This is a genomic window from Syntrophobacterales bacterium (genome assembly GCA_019429105.1).
In the GTDB taxonomy this organism is placed as follows: Bacteria; Desulfobacterota; Syntrophia; order Syntrophales; family UBA5619; genus DYTH01.
On record JAHYJE010000051.1, the window covers coordinates 1 to 16,081 of the forward strand.

The 16,081-nt window shown below is 51.4% G+C and carries 18 protein-coding genes; 7 read left to right on the forward strand and 11 right to left on the reverse strand.

The annotated features are described in order from the left end of the window. Positions 1–187 precede the first annotated feature (187 nt). Positions 188–1,393 carry a VCBS repeat-containing protein gene (locus K0B01_13195; protein ID MBW6487095.1) on the reverse strand — a complete coding sequence of 402 codons (1,206 nt, stop codon included), beginning with the start codon at positions 1,391–1,393 and terminating at the stop codon, positions 188–190. A gap of 340 nt (positions 1,394–1,733) precedes the next feature. Between K0B01_13195 and K0B01_13200 the strand changes: the two genes are divergently transcribed. Beyond that, positions 1,734–2,018 carry a phage integrase N-terminal SAM-like domain-containing protein gene (locus K0B01_13200; protein ID MBW6487096.1) on the forward strand — a complete coding sequence of 95 codons (285 nt, stop codon included), beginning with the start codon at positions 1,734–1,736 and terminating at the stop codon, positions 2,016–2,018. A 169-nt stretch (positions 2,019–2,187) separates the two neighbouring features. Here K0B01_13200 and K0B01_13205 read toward each other — a convergent pair whose 3' ends face one another. Beyond that, a complete protein-coding gene (locus K0B01_13205; GenBank protein MBW6487097.1) occupies positions 2,188–2,286 on the reverse strand; it encodes a DUF2442 domain-containing protein in 99 nt (32 codons plus the stop codon). A 260-nt stretch (positions 2,287–2,546) separates the two neighbouring features. On the opposite strand from K0B01_13205, the gene K0B01_13210 reads away from it, so the two are divergent. The 4 genes from K0B01_13210 to K0B01_13225 all read left to right on the forward strand — a co-directional run bounded on the left by K0B01_13210 (position 2,547) and on the right by K0B01_13225 (position 6,574). After that, positions 2,547–2,918 (forward strand): PilZ domain-containing protein, encoded by a 372-nt coding sequence (locus K0B01_13210; protein MBW6487098.1) that lies wholly within the window; start codon positions 2,547–2,549, stop codon positions 2,916–2,918. 96 nt (positions 2,919–3,014) lie between these two features. Next, positions 3,015–4,040, forward strand: a complete 1,026-nt coding sequence (locus K0B01_13215; GenBank protein MBW6487099.1) for an alcohol dehydrogenase catalytic domain-containing protein — start codon at positions 3,015–3,017, stop codon at positions 4,038–4,040. Between the two features lie 153 nt (positions 4,041–4,193). After that, the gene (locus tag K0B01_13220) at positions 4,194–5,501 is read left to right on the forward strand and encodes an MFS transporter (GenBank protein ID MBW6487100.1); all 1,308 of its coding nucleotides are present in this window, start codon (positions 4,194–4,196) and stop codon (positions 5,499–5,501) included. A gap of 62 nt (positions 5,502–5,563) precedes the next feature. Further along, the gene (locus K0B01_13225) at positions 5,564–6,574 is read left to right on the forward strand and encodes a DUF362 domain-containing protein (protein MBW6487101.1); all 1,011 of its coding nucleotides are present in this window, start codon (positions 5,564–5,566) and stop codon (positions 6,572–6,574) included. Between the two features lie 7 nt (positions 6,575–6,581). Here K0B01_13225 and K0B01_13230 read toward each other — a convergent pair whose 3' ends face one another. From K0B01_13230 to K0B01_13245, 4 genes are read right to left on the reverse strand one after another with little or no spacing between them, the layout of a single operon-like run. After that, complete coding sequence (locus tag K0B01_13230) at positions 6,582–7,310, reverse strand: UPF0280 family protein (protein MBW6487102.1); 729 nt, start codon at positions 7,308–7,310, stop codon at positions 6,582–6,584. Next, the gene (locus K0B01_13235; GenBank protein MBW6487103.1) at positions 7,292–7,714 is read right to left on the reverse strand and encodes a 4Fe-4S binding protein; all 423 of its coding nucleotides are present in this window, start codon (positions 7,712–7,714) and stop codon (positions 7,292–7,294) included. The genes K0B01_13230 and K0B01_13235 overlap by 19 nt, the downstream gene beginning before the upstream one ends. Next, positions 7,711–8,919: a homocysteine biosynthesis protein gene (locus tag K0B01_13240; protein MBW6487104.1), complete on the reverse strand. Its 1,209-nt coding sequence runs from the start codon at positions 8,917–8,919 to the stop codon at positions 7,711–7,713. The genes K0B01_13235 and K0B01_13240 overlap by 4 nt, the downstream gene beginning before the upstream one ends. 7 nt (positions 8,920–8,926) lie before the next feature. Continuing rightward, positions 8,927–9,316, reverse strand: a complete 390-nt coding sequence (locus K0B01_13245; GenBank protein MBW6487105.1) for a VOC family protein — start codon at positions 9,314–9,316, stop codon at positions 8,927–8,929. Between the two features lie 277 nt (positions 9,317–9,593). On the opposite strand from K0B01_13245, the gene K0B01_13250 reads away from it, so the two are divergent. Continuing rightward, positions 9,594–9,884, forward strand: a complete 291-nt coding sequence (locus tag K0B01_13250; protein MBW6487106.1) for a helix-turn-helix domain-containing protein — start codon at positions 9,594–9,596, stop codon at positions 9,882–9,884. 3 nt (positions 9,885–9,887) lie between these two features. Beyond that, positions 9,888–10,496, forward strand: a complete 609-nt coding sequence (locus K0B01_13255; GenBank protein ID MBW6487107.1) for a hypothetical protein — start codon at positions 9,888–9,890, stop codon at positions 10,494–10,496. A gap of 3 nt (positions 10,497–10,499) precedes the next feature. Here K0B01_13255 and K0B01_13260 read toward each other — a convergent pair whose 3' ends face one another. From K0B01_13260 to K0B01_13280, 5 genes are all read right to left on the reverse strand, one after another. Next, positions 10,500–11,870, reverse strand: a complete 1,371-nt coding sequence (locus K0B01_13260; GenBank protein ID MBW6487108.1) for a hypothetical protein — start codon at positions 11,868–11,870, stop codon at positions 10,500–10,502. A 10-nt stretch (positions 11,871–11,880) separates the two neighbouring features. Next, on the reverse strand, positions 11,881–12,753 hold the full coding sequence (locus K0B01_13265; GenBank protein ID MBW6487109.1) for a site-specific DNA-methyltransferase: 873 nt from the start codon (positions 12,751–12,753) through the stop codon (positions 11,881–11,883). Between the two features lie 199 nt (positions 12,754–12,952). Next, positions 12,953–13,063: a hypothetical protein gene (locus tag K0B01_13270; GenBank protein ID MBW6487110.1), complete on the reverse strand. Its 111-nt coding sequence runs from the start codon at positions 13,061–13,063 to the stop codon at positions 12,953–12,955. Positions 13,064–13,136: 73 nt separating this feature from the next. Beyond that, positions 13,137–14,765 (reverse strand): Eco57I restriction-modification methylase domain-containing protein, encoded by a 1,629-nt coding sequence (locus K0B01_13275; GenBank protein MBW6487111.1) that lies wholly within the window; start codon positions 14,763–14,765, stop codon positions 13,137–13,139. A 50-nt stretch (positions 14,766–14,815) separates the two neighbouring features. Then, positions 14,816–16,081 (reverse strand): hypothetical protein (locus tag K0B01_13280; GenBank protein ID MBW6487112.1); only part of this gene is annotated, 1,266 nt, incomplete at its 5' end.

Sequence of the window (16,081 nt, forward strand, 5' to 3'; positions counted from 1 at the left end):
AATTGCAAAACTATTTGTCATTCCCGAATGCTTCTATCGGGAATACGGTTTTTCAAGCAGTTAGAACCAGATTCCCGCTTAAAATCATTGCGGGAATGACAGAATGTGAGAGTTTTGCAATTGCCTCAAAGGTTTTAAACTTAAAGAAACTTGTTTGTAACATTATGAATTACTCAATTCACTTATTTTACCGCAAAGGGACAATCACTCCCTCGGCGAATTGCCCAGGCTGCGCCGAATTCTGCAGGAAGAGGAGGGGGCCGTCATTACTGACCAGATCCAGCTTCCCATCGCCATTGAAGTCGCCGCCGGCGATGGAATGGGGCGTATAACCCCCTCCGTAGTTTTGAGGCAGGAGGAACGCCCCCGGTTTTGCGGCGTCCTGGATAAAGACCTGTACGATACCGGGACTTTGTGATGAATAGACGACAGCGGCCAGGGCCAGATCAGGCCTGCCATCACCGTTGAAGTCGCCTACGGCAAGCGAACGTGAGCCGTTTGCGGATGCGTAATTTTGAACGGCAAGAAATTGTCCGGGATTGAGCCGGTCCTGAAGACGAATCGCGATGCTCGAGTTGCCGCCGTCTGATGAACCACCGGCATTTGCGACTGCCAGGTCCGGCAGTCCGTCGCCATCGATATCTTGAGTGACAACAAATGATGCACGGGGGCCTGCCGCATAGGAAACGGCCGGCAAGAATGTCCCCGGCGCCGCGGGATCCTGGGTGAAAATGTATATTTTATCGGAACTGGTCGCCGCGAGGTCAGCCTTGCCATCCCCATTCAGATCGGCAATGGCCGTCGAGGAGACGCCAGACGGCAGTGCAAGACGGATGGACGTCAGGAAGCCTCCCGGCTGGGCAGGATTTTGCAAGAGGATGCTTATTCCTTCATTGGTTGCGGCGGCAATGTCGGGCCGCCCATCGTCGTTTAAATCGCCGACCGCCACGAAGTTCGTGTAAACTCCGGTGGCATGGTTTACTGCCGCCTGGAAACTGCCCGAAGCGGTCGTATCCTGCAAAAGTACGGACACATCGTTGGAACTTGTATTGGCCGTCACAAGATCAAGTTTGCCATCGCTATTCAGGTCGGCAACGGCGATATGCCAGGGGTCGCTGCCGACGGAATATTCCACGGCGGAAAAAGAGAGACCGAAAAGGGCAGGATCCTGCAAATAGACTACTACATGCCCGGGATGAGGCGGGGGCCCTGCCACGTAAGTCGTAGCCAAAGCCAAGTCGAGTTTGCCGTCTCCATTCAAGTCCCCCGTTGCGACGGCATCATTCATCGTAAAAGGCGGTATCACATCCCCACCACCGCCTCCGCCGCAGGCGGTACATAAGCCAAGCAATAAAAGGGCGAGCAGAATGGACTTCCTCTTGAATGTTCTCATGCGTCTCTCCTGGACAGATTGACTGAATTGATGAGACATTGCCTTTTACATGGTTAGACGAAGCCGCTACGCGGCGGAAAAACAATTAAAATCAGTGTAACTCCCCGCAGCGTTCAATTCCGGGCGCCATAAACTACGGGAGGAATACCATGAACCAAATAGAAACGAATCGATTTAACGAACGAGGCAATTGCAAAACTCCCCATTCTTGTCATTCCCGCAACGATTCTGAGCGGGAATCTGGTTCTAACTGCTTGAAAAAACCATATTCCCGATAGAGACATTCGGGAATGACAAATGGTTTTGCAATTGGCTCGAACTTCATCAATATCATCTGCGAATGCTCAAGCTCCAGGGCAAAAGTCAAAAGACCATTGATGCCTTCGCACGCGCTGTGCGCCGGATCAGTGCATACTTTGATTGTTGCCCTGATCAATTGCCCCTGAAACAACGGAAACAATATTTTTCCGACCTTGTCAAGTCCAATTCCTGGAGTACCGTCAAAATTGACCGCAATGGTCTGATGTTTTTCTGGAAACATTTCCTCATGAAAATGCGGTGGATTATGATCATCAAAGAACATCTTGATGACGATACCGAAGAAATGGCTGATTTCAGGCATTGACGGCCTCGCAACGTAATGCGGGAAAAACATCTTCCGGTTTCTTGCCAGTTACTTTAAGATACAATGAGTCTGGGCAGAGAGCAATCGTATCTCCCCAGACAAGCTCGCCGAATGAACCGACCCGAACCTCTTCGAACACATGGGGATCACGCCATAATGTAAAAACACCTTAGCCAACCAACTCGGAGAGATCAACCACTCCGCACGCGCCGTCTTCGAATGCCACATCCAGACGATAGTTCTCTAACACTTTAGCGATTTTAACCATTTTTAACCTCCTTACAGCCTCACATTACTACAAAATCGAGTGCTATAAAATATCGCTGATGACTATTTCGCACAACCATCACCACTTTCTGTTCTGCGTTCACCATTTTCAGTCTTTTCTATTGACAATGATGGAAAAGTCTTTAGAATGGCGCACCGGTAAGGTTTCCTCCATGAAGCAATCCTGAAGTAATTTGGCGCAAAAGAGGAATTTTAAAAACAGAAGGCGCCAAATGAATAAAAGTATAAGGATAAATAGTCGTGGAACCAAACAATAGAAAACGTACGCGCGTTTCAGTCAATTTTGAAATCGGGGTTTTACTTGCAAACGAGACAAACCCTGTCACAACGCAGATCGTCAATATCAGTATGACCGGCGTTCTCTGCAAATCCCAGCCGTCTTTTCAGAGAAGCGCCCCCTGCCGGGTGATTTTGTCGTTGAACGACGAATCACGGATAGTTGTCGATTCGCGTATTTTGAGGGTGGGGTCTCGGGAAACAGCCATAAGTTTTGCTTCAATGGATGAGGAAAGTTTCTCCCTGCTTAGAAATGTTGTGCGGTATAATACAGCCAAGCCTGATCTCATCGAGCAGGAGTTTCAGACAGATGCCTTTGGCGATCTGCCGGATTGACTATGATAGTCGTCAATCCTTGCAAGCCATATTTGCCTGCATTGTATTTCGCAGTTCCGGTTTTGCGCCGCTGTTGTTAACTAACGAAATTATAAAATGAAAGCAGTTATTTACAGACACGACAGGGGATTGACCGTTGAGGAAGTTCCAATCCCGGAGGAGGGCGACGATTTTGTCGTCGTCCGGGTCGTCAACACCGGCTTCTGCGGTTCGGATCACTCCCTGATTGAAAGCGGGTTTCTGGCCGAGGGGACGATTCTCGGACACGAGACAAGCGGGGTTGTAGCCGGATTCGGTAAAAGGGTGGAAGGCATTCATGAAGGGATGAGAATAATCATCAGACCCACCTTTTGCGGAGGCTGCCGGGAATGCCTGAGAGGGATGCCCCACCTGTGCAGCGGCGGCAGAAGAACGATCGGCATCGGCGATCTTCCCGGAGGATTTGCCGAGTATCTGAAAATATACCCCCAAATGGCGATTTCGATTCCGGATGGCGTTGATTCCCGCAATGCCGCCCTGGCCGAACCGTTTGCCGTAGCGTTGCACGGCATCAAAACCGCAGGCTCCGCCGGTGGTTCCGTTCTTGTCATGGGAGGCGGGGCGATCGGCTTGGCCTCAGTGAGGATACTAAAAATTCTTGGCTATTTTCCAATAGTCCTTTCCGAACCGGTTGCAGAAAAAAGGATGCTGGGGGCGCAATTGGGGGCGGATTTTCTGATAGACCCGTTCTCCGAAAACCTGTCCGAAAAATGCACCGCATTTACAAATGGAGTCGGATTTGACACAATCCTGGAGTGTTCCGGCATAGCCGATAATATTTCAGTGGCGATTGAGCTTGCCGCCAAAGGTGGCCGGATCTGCATGATCAGCATAATTTTCAAAGGCATTTCGATAGCTCAGCCAATGTACATGAATTTCAAGGAGATTAGTTTTACCGGCGCCTATTCCAATACCCACGAGGAAAACAGGATTTGTCTGCAATGGATGGCCGAAAAAAAGCTCGACGCACTGCCCCTGATAACTGACCTGATTTCCCTCCATGAATTGCCGGACATCTATGAAAAACGGATAAAAACCGGAAAAGCGCTGAAGGTGATGCTGAAAATCGGGCAGGAATTTTAGTGACTTACTCCTCAGCTCCTGCATAAAAAAACAAGAAACTGCTCCCTCTATTTCCGGGAGAGGGTTGGGGTGAGGGCAAAAAGGGCCGTGCAATTCTTTAACCGGACAACACTGACCTTTGTCCAAATAACGACTGCACAGGGAGATGCTAAAATGAGGAAAGAGACCGTTCCCGAAGGCTACTTATTTTCCAAGTCCTACACAAACTACCTGTTCATCCTGCTGTGGCTTCTCTATTTTTTTGACTATATAGACAGAATGGCGGTAGTTTCCGTGTTTCCCTTTTTAAAAAGTGACTGGGGCCTAAGCGACGCCCAGTGCGGGGCGATGGTTTCCGCCGTTTACTGGGCAATTGTCGTCTTTTCCTTTCCCGTTTCCATCTTTGTGGACAGGTGGAGTCGCAAAAAAAGCATCGGGATCATGGCCGTTTTGTGGAGTCTGGCGACGGCTGCCTGCGCGATAACAAAGAATTTCAACCAGTTGTTTGTGGCCCGCACCGCGATCGGCCTGGGGGAAGCAGGTTATGCACCGGGAGGAACGGCAATGATTTCTGCAATTTATCCGCAGAACAGGCGTGCTTCGATGGTGGGAATATGGAATGCCGCCATTCCCTTGGGGATGGCGGGCGGCATCGTAATCGGCGGATTGATTGCCTCCCACTGGGGGTGGCGTCATGTCTTCGGAATTGTTGCCTTGCCTGGCTTGGTCATCGCCATTCTGTTTTTTTTCGTCAGGGATTACAAGACGGTCAATCTCGAAAAAAAGATTGACGATGAACCGCAGCAGCAAAACAATAATCAAAAAATGCAGATGACGAAAATCGAAATAATGCGGGCCTTTTCCCGCACCCCTTCGCTGCTTTTCACGTACTTTGGCTTTGCCGGAATGATGTTTACCTCGATTTCGATGTCCACATTTTTGCCTACCTATTTTCAGCGGGTGCAGGGATTTCCCCTGCAAAAGGCGACCCTGCTGGCAAGCGGCATCATGCTGACGAGCATCATCGGTTCTCCACTCGGAGGGTGGCTCTCCGATCTCTGGATGAAAAAAAGGACCGAGGCGCGTCTTTTGCTGCCCGCCATTTCCGCGCTTTTGACGACAATATTCTTTATCACGGCCTTCAATTTTATGAAAAACGGGATATTTCAGTACGTGGTCTTTCTCATGGCGGGCATCTTCTCCATTGCCTGGGCATCATCGGCGATCTCCGTTACCCAGGATGTCGTTCACCCCGACTTGCGGGCGATGTCTTACTCTCTTTGCGTAGTTGTCCAGAACCTGCTCGGCAGTTCTCTCGGACCCATCGTTACCGGCGCCCTTTCCGATCATTACGGGATCAAGGCGGCGCTGATCGCGGCCAGCTCTGTCTCTTTATTTTCATTTGCGCTTTTCTATTGGGGATCAAGGTATTACAAACGTGATTTAAACAAAGTTGTTAAGGTTTCGCTGGCACCGGAGTGACGTCGCAACAGTGAAAACGACCGCATAAATAGCCATATTGTCAAGGAAAGGCATGAACGCTTATGACGAGTATTTACAAATCTGCAGGACAAACGCCGGAGGCGCTGCGCAGTTTGCTGGCCATGTTTCCGAAACCCTTCACCCCCGGGGACAGGGTGGGGATCAAATTACATTGGGGTGAAAGGGGCAATGAGAATTTTATTCGCCCGGAGTATGCGCGCGAGATTGTCCGCTGGCTGAAAGAAGAGGGCGTTAGACCATATATTTTTGATACAACCGTTCTTTACTCCGGGGGAAGACGAGACGGCGCCGACAGCCTCAAAACTGCTGCAGAACATGGCTTTACCGAGGAATATTTGGGCTGCCCTGTTCTGATCGGAGATGGTTTGGACGGCAGGGATGTGATGGATATTCCCAGTGCAGGCCAGCACTTTGATACGGTGCAGGTTGCAGGGATAATAAAGGAAACAGACGGGTTTGTCGTCTTTTCTCATTTCAAGGGGCACATGGAGGCGTCTTTTGGGGGTTCGGTTAAGAATATCTCGATGGGGATGGCATCGCGCGCCCAAAAGCAGCGGATGCACTCGGATGTCCACCCTGTGCTTATCGAGAAGCGCTGCATACGCTGCGGCATCTGTCAGGATGTATGTCCCGTTGGCGCCGCCGTTTTGCCGCCGGATGACCAATACCCCCTCTACGATCTCGATAAATGCGTCGGCTGCGCGCAGTGCATCGCCCTTTGTCCGCAAACGGCGCTGAAGATCTTCTGGGAAACGGACATCGCCGTCTTTCAGGAAAAACTTGTGGAAACGGCCGCTTCTACATGGAGATTGATCGGTGACAAAACCATTGTTATCAACGCCCTGATCCAGATAGTAACGGAGTGCGACTGCCTGGAAGGAAGGCATCCCCCCCTTGCCGGGGATTTTGGCTTCATCGGGGGCTACAATCCGGTTGTGGTAGATGAGGAGGCCATTAAAATGGTTGGTCCGGAGAAGTTTGACGCCGCCCACCCCGGCATCCCGTGGCAGCGCCAGTTCAGTTACGCGCGGGAGATAGGTTTTGTGAAATAGACGCCGCTCAGCTCATCTTGACCAAGGGAGGGAGTTTCCCGGCGAGGCCGACATGACCGTTTTTGACAATCAGCACGCCGCTGATGCCGTCGATCGCAACCATGTGATTCAAAGTGTTCTCCACATCGCCGACATCTTTGACGAGATTGGCGGCCAGGGTGGCCGCGGCATCCGCCAGGGAGGCGTCTTTCGCGACGATGGTGGCCAGATCGCATTCGCCCAGGCTCAGCGAGTGACCCATTTTCCCCGAGGATGAGCAGATGGACAGAGGGGTATCGGCAGCCCGCAGGGAAAACGCCAACTGGCCGATTTTCCCTGCTTCGCCCGGATAGAGACCGATGAGCACAGGCTCGACGGTTTGCAGATAGATGTCGCCCCCATTATCCACAATCACCTCTGCGGCGCCGGCCTGAAGGGCGGCCTCGACGGCAAGCTGGGCCATTGCCCCGGCGACGGCCGCCATTGGCCCGACACCCACCCTGTTTGCGGCGTGGGCCATCCGTTTTGCAACCTCGGGCGCATCTGCCCGGGCTGCAACGGGTGCGAGCGAATGCTGAAAAAGGGGATGCCGCCGGAGATACTCCTCCAGGATCGCCCTTTGCCGGACGATCTCCCGCGTAACGGCTTCAAACTGTTTGCAACAGATCCGTAAAACCGCTTCCTTGTGGATGAATGTTTTGTAGATGCGTGCGTTTTTTTCCGGGAACGTCATTACATTCAGAATGCCGATGTGCACGCGCCGAAGGGACAGATCCGGACGCAGGCCAGGCACTCGATGCATTTGGATTCGTCGTAGGCAACCTTGCGGGTGGCGCGGTCTGCGATTTTCAGCGCCCCGGGGCGACAGTAGGGGACGCAGTAGCCGCAATCGGCGCATCGTTCCTCGTCGCGCACGACCCCCTTCCCGGAAGAATTGACCGTGACGTTGAAGGTCTTTACAAAATCGATTGCGCGCTGGATCGCCGCCTCCTTGCCCGTGACGTCCAGCACAAGATATCCTTCCTCTTCCGGGGTGACCTTTGCCCGATAGACATTGACGATAAGTTGATAATCCTTCACCAGGCGGTAAATGATCGGTTCGTCGCAGACGCATTTGGGAAAGTAGAACATCAGTTTTTTGGTAACGGAATTGTCGTTCATCGGTTTCCCCTCCTCTTGACAAGCGGCTTCATTTTTGCGTCCTTACGCAGGGGGGCAAACGGGGCTGAAAGCTGAAAATCTCCCCTGCGCAGCTCATCCGCCAGCAGGTTGGCAATCTCCAATGCCTTGGAGTAGGAAGACAACGAGCCGACTTCCTCTATCGTTTTGCCGTCCACCTCGATCCGGCCGGTACGCAATTGCTCATAGCTGACGCGACCGAGGACGTTGCCCGTATTTTGCGGATAATCGAAGCCATAATCCACCACCGGGGCCAGAATGTCCCGATCGCGCACGCACGTTCGCCTCAGGACCTCTTCATTGAGAATCGGAATCGGGATTCCAACCCCCAGCGCCAGCGAAACCCCATAGCCGATGAAACTGACGCCGCGCACGAATTCCTTCTTCATCTGCTTCATGTCGCCGGTCAAGGCCAGCGTTCCCGCTCCGCCTATCGGCACGCCCTCCGGCGTTCTGGCGCCGCCGCCGGCATGCTGCGTTCCTTCAGCATAGACATGCCCGTGGGCGCCGGCCAGCCAGACGCGCGTGCCGACACCGATGGTTTCATAGAAGGGGTCGTTGAGCAGCGGCGACAATTGCCCCGCGGAGCAGTAGTTTGCGTTTTTCTGATGGGGTTCGAGCTTGCCCATATAGGTGTAAATAGTCTGCTCAGACCGGTTGACCGCCACATTGTAGTTTTGATAGCAATTGCGCGGATTGACCATGATCGCCTGATTCAGGTCGTCGATGGTAAAATAGGTGCGGATCTCCCGGAGCGGGTAGCAGTCCGTGCCGTAGGAAAGGGCGAAGAGCTGGAGCGTCTTTCCCGCGACGAGATCCTCGATCACATGGCCGCCGCCGTACCGGAACTCACCCGGCGGATACATGTTCGCCGGATCGCCATGACGCAGTTGCGTGCACCCGAGATAGACATCGACTGCGGCGAGGCCCGTGTAAGCCAGAACATCGGCAATCCATGCCTCGGACATCCGGATCTTCGGCTTGGAATGGCCGAAGTTCAAAAAGCAGCCGGATGAACACATAGGTCCGAAGGTCGCCGTTGTGACGACATCCACCTCCCTGGCCGCGGCCTTGAGTCCCTTTTTGTCCACGTAATCCATGATCTCATCGGCCGTCAACACAACGGCTTTCCCTGATTCGATGCGATCGTTTATCTGTTCATAAGTTTTCATGATTTCATTCCCCATTCGAAGGTCAGCTGCGTTCCAGCAATTCAATCCGGACGTTTTCAGGGCCGCGGATAAAGGAGATCTTGAGGCCGGGCCGTTTCTCGAAGGGCTCTACCACAAATTCCGCTCCCCGCCGCTTCAACTCGGCAGCCGTCTCATCCAGATCGTCCACCTGCAGCCCGAAGTGGTCAAGACCAATGTAACGCCCGGCGGGAGCGGCCGGAAGGTTTTCGTCGGGATTGACCGCGAAAATGAAGATGCGCAGGCCATTCATCTCCACTTCGATTCTGGATTTTCCGTCAGGCTCTATGCCTTCGATTGTTTTTGCATCGAACATTTGTTGAAAATATCGGCCGACAGCCAGCGGATCCCGACTTAGGATATGAACATGGTCAAAGTGATAGGTAGTTTTCATTGGTTCTCCTTCGCTGCTTTTATTTTGGACGTGGCGAATCTACGAAATGCGCAACGGGATGTCAAGCAATACCAGCAGAAAATTATTCCCATGTCGTTGATCTTTTGTCAGTCAGCGTAACCATGAGCGGTGTGATTGCCTTATACGATGTCATTTCCTTACAGAAAGCGTTGAGCTTTCATTTTATGGAGGGTTGACGATTTATTCTGAACCTGAAAGCATAAATAGCATACTATAGTCTGTAGATTTATAGTCTTCATTCGATCATAATTAAACCATGAAAGAATCCTATCCGCAAAATATAGAGGGAAATTCCTTGGAGGAAGCGTTTGGCTTGGTGTTGCGCCGGCTTCGTCAAGGATGCGGATTGTCTCAAGAGGCCCTCGGCTTCGAAAGCGGCTATCATCGAACCTACATCAGTCTTCTTGAGCGGGGCCGGAAGAGCCCCTCGTTGCAGACGCTCTTCAACCTGTCCAGAGCACTGAAGATCGATCCAGCGGAGCTGATCAGGCAGGTGGCGGATCAAACACATGAATGCCTCCAGCACATCGACCATGCCGGTGAATGAGTCATGAAGATTGTTCAAATTGAACGGATCATCGATGCGGGAACCTTTTCTCAGACAGAGACTTGGCGAACGATCGAGACGCAAATCTTTCAGGCGATTCGATCTATCGAATGGCCCCCCGGTTCCGGATCGTTCATTCTCCATGATGAATCCGGCAAAAAGCGGGGCGAGGGAAGCGGCGTAAAACCCATCAAGCAGGCTTGCATGGGAATACTGAAATCCTTTGGATGGCAATTGGAAACGCGAGTGGACATTACGACCGTGAGACGTCCGGGACCCATGGATGCCACTTATCCTGTGAAGGACCGTCTTTTCTGTCTGGAGTGGGAGACGGGAAATATTTCCTCCAGCCACCGCTCGCTCAACAAAATGGCCTTGGGCATTCTGAAGAAAATCCTGATCGGCGGTGTTCTGATTCTGCCGACCCGCGAGATGTATCAATACCTTACCGACCGCGTCGGTAATTTCAGGGAAATCTCGCCCTATTTTCCACTGTGGAGAGCATTAAATCTTGAAGAGGGGTTGCTACTCGTCATCGCGATCGAGCACGATGCGGTCAGTAGTCAAGTACCGAGGATCAAGAAGGGAACTGATGGCCGGGCTTTGCAGTAGCGCTCATGATTGCTTCTGAAGAATCAGGATATATTCCCGACGCATCGTATTTGAGATGCCGATGATGGGCCGGTTCATCGTCTTAACGGGTTTGAACCCGAATCCTGACCCCATATCGATCAAAATCTCGTGCAGCCCCTGCACCTGATCCGGGGAAACACCGAACACCTTCCCCAACTGGTTGCTGTTCGTTCCGACGATAATCGTACAAAAACATCCGGGACGTAGGACGCGGGAACACTCCGATAAAACACGGCCCATGTCCTCCTGGTAATATCGATATTTTTCGGACAAATTGCGCCCACGCAGGCCAATCATCCGCTCGCGCAGGGCGTTGCTGTCGATGCCCATGAAATTCAAGTGGAAGGAATCATTGGCAAGATAGTCTATGGCAAAACTGTATGGCGGCGAAAACAGGATACCGTCGATGGTGTTGTCCTCCAGAGACAAGGCCCGCGCATCCCCTTCCCGAACCGCCGCCGGTGCCGGGATCATTTCCAGATCAGTGATCGCTTTCTGGATCTTTTCAGCAACAAACAGGTAACGTTCCAAAATCGCTCTGAACAGATCAAAAGGATTTTTCCGGGCGCTTCGTTCCGCGTAGCCGGCACTGTCCAGATAAGCCAGCAACAGGAAATGATAAGTGTGAAGGGTGTCTCGATCCATGTCTGTCAGTGAGCGAGGATCTTTCTTGGCGCAATATTCTGCGGTCTCCTCCATGACATTCATAGCGTTTTCAGAGGAATGACCCCGGGGATGTTTGCTGCTCGGCAGCGGCTTGCCGACCTTTTTTTGAAAATAGGCAAACACATCTTCAACATGAGTCAGCGCACCCTTTGCCCGCGTCAATGACATTGTCAGCACATCGAGCTTCGTTTGGGACATGAAGCGGCAAAATGGACTGGCGTCGATGCCGACGGATTCGATGCCCATTAGAGAGGCCTCAACCAAAACTGTCCCCGAACCCATCATCGGGTCAAGGACCTTATTGCCTGGCTTGAGCCCCATGACGTTCATCAGCCCCTTGATCATCTGGGGATGGAACTTTCCCCGGTAAGGGAAAAGGCCGTGTGTGGCATAGCCGGTGCGAAAAATATTCTTTTCAAAAAACGATTTTAAGCGGGATGAGGAGTGATCGGGGAGCTTTAAAGACTCGCCGGCGCACATCCTGAAATGATGGGTATAGTGATTTCCAACCTGCGCGAAATAGGCGGCATTTCTGACCAGTTCTACATCGGACAGAACGAGATTTTCATAAAAGGCAAGTTCCAACTCATAGATGTCGTTCAGGTTCGGAATCAGTTGCCGATCCGCAGGGAACAATCCTTCGGCAAGATTCCGACCGAGCGCTCGGACGACTGTTTCGGCGTTCACCTCTGCCCCCTCATTCCTCAACGAAATCCTCCGATTTATGCGGGCTAAGATTTTCAGCTTGGAGACGTTCCATAATGACTTCGCAGCTTTCCAGATCCATCCCGATCCAATGGCGGCCAAGTCGCTCGCAGACATCATAGGTCGTCCCGCTGCCGCCAAAGGGATCGAGAACCAGATCGCATTCGCAGGTGGACATCAGAACGATCCGCTCCAGTATTTTTGTGGACAACTGATTCAAGGTCCTTTTTCTGCTCTTGAACTTCCAGTGCCGGACAGGGGTGATATCATTCCACACATCCGTCAATGTGACCCCGTTCGGATTCATTGCCCCCCTATGACCGCCGTAATCCTTGATCTCTCGTCCGCAGTGACGGCAGATCTCGATGGGGGTGCGGATTCGGCGAAAGGTGTTTGCTTTCCCCTTGGTGAAATAAAGCAGGCTGTAATGGGACGGATAGAGTCTGCCGGAAATCGGCAGGGAAAGTTTGATGTTGACCGCAATCCAATGACGAAACGTCATCCCGCTTTCCGCCAGATAAGCGCCCAGATGGATGTTCCATTTCGGCAGGTTGTAGACAAACAGGGCGCCTCCTGGTTTAAGGACTCGCACGCAGTGGTCCAGCCATTTCCGGCACCAGGCAATGTAATCTTCCTCCGAAAGGCGATCATCGACCCGGCTCCCATATTCCTTCGCCAGATTGAAGGGCGGATCGGCAAAGACGGTATCGACGACACCATCCTGAATGCAGGGAAGGATTTTGAGACAATCAGCGTCATACAGGGCACCGTAACAACTTGAAAAAACAAGATGATGTTCTGCGCCCGGATTGATCAAATCGGTTGGCGTCCAGAATTCGTTTGTGGCAAGCAAGGGTAAAGTCATGGCAAGTCAATCACCTTCCGATAGAATTTTTCACTCAAAAAAACTGCTTGGAATATAGGCTAAAACTTCCATCTCAGCAAGGAAGAACATCTTCAATACGCAGAACTTGTCCGACAAACCCATGATGCCGGTTCCACCTTGTCAGCGGGGCTGGGTCTGTCTTTTCTGTTGCGCCTGTTCTTCCTGCAACTACTCCCCCTTACTCATAGGGACCGAGGAAGCGTTCGCCGTTGAAATGTATGAGGTGCGTAGGCGATTCGGCCACCCACGCCTCCGTCTCCCCGGAAATATCGTCGAGATATTTCACCATCTTATGCCGATCAAGGGATTCCCTGCTTCCTGCCAGCGGTCTGCCGGTTTCAGGTTAAGCAGGGCAAGGAGCGTCAGGGCAGAACGCTCATTCTGCTGCTGTCTGGGGAGGCCCAGGGCCGCAATGATTTCAATGGCTTTTCGGATTTTTTGTTCGCCATTCGCTTGATCTGCTTTTTGGAGCATGGTTTTTCGCACTCCCTTTCCAGAATTTTATCGATTGTTTCCTGCTCCGGCATCCGGTCTTGAACATGGAGGCCGAGTCTCATTAATTGGTCGCGGGAAGGGTAGGGCATTTTCCTGAGATCCGTTGCGTTGACCTGTGTATGCCCGCTAAACAAACGGAAATGGCCGTCGCAGAGTGATGAATTGAGATACAGAGCCAGTCCCTTTGCCATTTGCGCCGACATGCCGTTTCCCCCGGTATGAAAGTAATTCAGATGGTTTTCAAAACCGATAAGGGGCGCAGCGATCCGATGGGGGTCGTATACAGCCGCCACGATGCGCCGCCGCTCCTTCTTCGACGAGAACCGTTTCGTAAGCACATAATAGCCGGTCGCCACCAATAATTCCCGGGTTTGAGCCGATAATGCAATAGCGTTCGCCTTTTTCCCGGAAGGTACCGGCCAATTCACGAAGCCATTCTGAAAATGGCAAGGGTAAACGAGGGGCACAGTTCCCTCTTCCGGCTGCGGGCGTAGAAATTCCCGGGCGCGAAAATCGACAACCCGTCCAGTGGAAACTTCCAGACCAAGCTCAGAGAGCGTCGCCGCAAGGCCCCGCATTCTTTCTACAATAAGGTCGTCGGCCGGATTTATTGCTAAGTGAATAAAGGCATCTCGATCTTGCGGGTGAATCACTCGCTCATAAGGGGTGGAGCGGCTGGGTGCACTTACTAAATCGAGGCCTTCGGAAGATGAGACAATGACTTGTGCGGGTTTTTTCCCCTCTCGGATGGCATGATAGATGACGTTTTCCTGAAGGACATCGTCATCGCCGAAGGCCTTTTTCCGGGACTCAAAAACATGAATCCGCCGTAAGCTCATCATCTTCAGGAGGGCTAAGCGAAACTCGCGAAAATAGGGGCCGTTGCAGAAACTCCGCGGGGTGATGGCCGCCAGTTCCCCGCCGGGCGCAAGCAGGCGCGCCGCCAGCCAGACAAAGGTAGGGTAAAGGTTTGATACCTCCATCCCTGCGGCGTCCATCCGTTTGCGCGTGGCCGATTCGCCATTGATCTTCTTGTAGGGGGGGTTGAGAATGGCATGGGTGAAGCGTTCGCCGGGTCCGGAAAATAGTCCATCTTCCGTTTGGGCGATGGCGGCGGAGACAAAATCTTCATTGCGGATTTCCCCGTGAAAGGCGATCCCGTCATTCCCGCAAACGATTTCACAACTGGCCATTGTTTGGGCCAATTCCGGTAAAATGCAATCGTCGTTTTCATGAGCGACGACCTCAATGGAAAGAGGCCGCCTGCCTTCCGCAACCAGCATCTCCACATAGGCCGAAAAGAGTACGCCAGCTCCCGCCCCGGCATCGAGAATCCTCACCTGATCCCGCCGATTCGGCGCAAACAGCGACGCCATGAAGCGGGCTATCGCACCCGGCGTAAGAAACTGCCCGATCTCCGAACGTTCCTCCCGTTGCGTGCGGCCGTTCACGGTAAGGCGAACGTGATCAAGGGTATTTAAAGATTGTTCTATCATGGGCCTATTCTTCCTGGTCGGTTAAATCGCATTTCTGAAGTGGTTTTCTTTTAATTCCCTGCTTTCAAGAGAACAAACGTCGATCTAAGCTGATCATGGTATCCTCGGATCCAATCTGCAAAATGATTGATACTGATGCCTGAATACTCAAAATCTGCATATAACCTGCGTGATTTTTCAATTTCGTTAAAGTGCATGAAATAGTAAGCCAGCCTGAGCTTAAAGGTAAGCACTGAAGTATCAAGACCAAATTTGTCTAATTCGGCATAAACAATGTCCATTTGCTTCTTGGCTGAACCAAGCAATTTTTGGCGATACACATAAAATTGCGGTCTGTTAAAAAAGCCCCAGGTGAAAGGCAAAAATACTTGGCTAATCACCTCATCAGCAATGTCCAATCGAGCATCTATAGCATTAATTAAATTCTCCTCTTTTTCTTGAATATCAACAAGATCGTTAAGCAATGTCAGTTTCGTGTCGAGCATGACAGTGTAATCCTTGTCATTTTGTTCGTGAGGCTTAAATAGAATCTGCTGCAACCATGCCTTGTCTTTTGTAAAATTGAATCTTTCATTAACGAATTCATCAGGCAGGGATTGCAGATAGGTATCAAGCTCGGGCACTGATTTTCGCAGAAAGGAGATCAACTTTGAAAGGCTTCTCTCATTTATGAGGGGATTTTGTCGTTCGCCAATCCCTTTCATGACAAAGAAAATTTCCTTTGCTGCGAGAAAAGAACCGGGAAAAGGTAATGAAAAATATTCATCCAAATGCTGATAAACATCGTTCAGCGGTTTTTCCCAGTCAATCTTGTTATTCCACCTCATCCGGAGTTCGCTGATCGTGTATGCACATTGCTCCTCATGGGTCAATTTTGAAAAAATCCATGATGGACCATCATCCATCGCTTTTTTCAAATTCTCCAGATCATTGCCTTGCCGATAATAGACCAGGCGGTAATTATCCCACATCAAAACGTCATCAATATCATTGAAATCGATCATCGCATGATAATCTTCGAAAAAAGATTTGGCCTTGGAAGGCTCCCCATCCAACAAACAAATATCAATCATGTTTGGCATCACAGTATGTTTCATGCTGAACGATGGATGCTTTCTCAGAATCTGAACAGCTTTCGAATAGAAATGAACAGTGTCAGTGTGGTTACCGCGTGTATTGGCGTTGACCGTGCCAGCGGCGACCTGGAATTGTATTAAAGCTGGCGGGACGAACATGGTGTGTGACGTAACTGAGTCTTCTTCCTTGGAAATAAATTTATAAATATTCTTCTTCCATTTTCTTCGTTTTGTTCCCCT

Coding starts and splice junctions, on each gene's coding strand:
- K0B01_13195 (MBW6487095.1), bottom strand. CDS start 1,393: ATGAGAACATTCAAGAGGAAGTCCATTCTGCTCGCCCTTTTATTGCTT.
- K0B01_13200 (MBW6487096.1), top strand. CDS start 1,734: ATGCTCAAGCTCCAGGGCAAAAGTCAAAAGACCATTGATGCCTTCGCA.
- K0B01_13205 (MBW6487097.1), bottom strand. CDS start 2,286: ATGGTTAAAATCGCTAAAGTGTTAGAGAACTATCGTCTGGATGTGGCA.
- K0B01_13215 (MBW6487099.1), top strand. CDS start 3,015: ATGAAAGCAGTTATTTACAGACACGACAGGGGATTGACCGTTGAGGAA.
- K0B01_13220 (MBW6487100.1), top strand. CDS start 4,194: ATGAGGAAAGAGACCGTTCCCGAAGGCTACTTATTTTCCAAGTCCTAC.
- K0B01_13225 (MBW6487101.1), top strand. CDS start 5,564: ATGACGAGTATTTACAAATCTGCAGGACAAACGCCGGAGGCGCTGCGC.
- K0B01_13235 (MBW6487103.1), bottom strand. CDS start 7,714: ATGAACGACAATTCCGTTACCAAAAAACTGATGTTCTACTTTCCCAAA.
- K0B01_13240 (MBW6487104.1), bottom strand. CDS start 8,919: ATGGGGAATGAAATCATGAAAACTTATGAACAGATAAACGATCGCATC.
- K0B01_13245 (MBW6487105.1), bottom strand. CDS start 9,316: ATGAAAACTACCTATCACTTTGACCATGTTCATATCCTAAGTCGGGAT.
- K0B01_13250 (MBW6487106.1), top strand. CDS start 9,594: ATGAAAGAATCCTATCCGCAAAATATAGAGGGAAATTCCTTGGAGGAA.
- K0B01_13255 (MBW6487107.1), top strand. CDS start 9,888: ATGAAGATTGTTCAAATTGAACGGATCATCGATGCGGGAACCTTTTCT.
- K0B01_13265 (MBW6487109.1), bottom strand. CDS start 12,753: ATGACTTTACCCTTGCTTGCCACAAACGAATTCTGGACGCCAACCGAT.
- K0B01_13270 (MBW6487110.1), bottom strand. CDS start 13,063: ATGGTGAAATATCTCGACGATATTTCCGGGGAGACGGAGGCGTGGGTG.
- K0B01_13275 (MBW6487111.1), bottom strand. CDS start 14,765: ATGATAGAACAATCTTTAAATACCCTTGATCACGTTCGCCTTACCGTG.